Source organism: Mesorhizobium sp. M00.F.Ca.ET.216.01.1.1 (assembly GCF_004010325.2).
Lineage (GTDB): Bacteria > Pseudomonadota > Alphaproteobacteria > Rhizobiales > Rhizobiaceae > Mesorhizobium.
In genome coordinates this window covers 1-283 of sequence record NZ_SADR02000577.1, presented here as the reverse complement: position 1 = coordinate 283, position 283 = coordinate 1, and the positions used below count along the sequence as shown (strand labels likewise).

The following is a 283-nucleotide window of genomic DNA, read 5'->3' as shown; positions in this document are numbered from 1 at the left end:
GTCGAGATCATGGCTGAACGCATCGGCCAGAGCTTTCTCGCGCCTGGACCGCTGGTAGGTCCGTTTCCGTCCGGCGCCCCCGCGATCTTCGTCGGCCAGGCAGCGGCGCTTGGGCAACCGGCGGGCCTCATCGGCGCCGTCGGCGAGGATGATTTTGGTCAGCTGAACATTGACCGGCTGCGAGCGCTCGGCGCCGACGTTTCGGCAATCACGTCCCACAAAGGCCATGCCACCGGCACTGCCTTCGTCACTTATCTGGCTGATGCCTCCAGGCATTTCGTCT

The 283-nt window shown here is 64.7% G+C and carries 1 protein-coding gene; it reads left to right on the top strand.

Annotated elements, in window-relative coordinates; all coding sequences use genetic code 11:
• Positions 1 to 283 (top strand): PfkB family carbohydrate kinase (locus EN859_RS37510; RefSeq protein WP_245525904.1); only part of this gene is annotated, 283 nt, incomplete at both ends.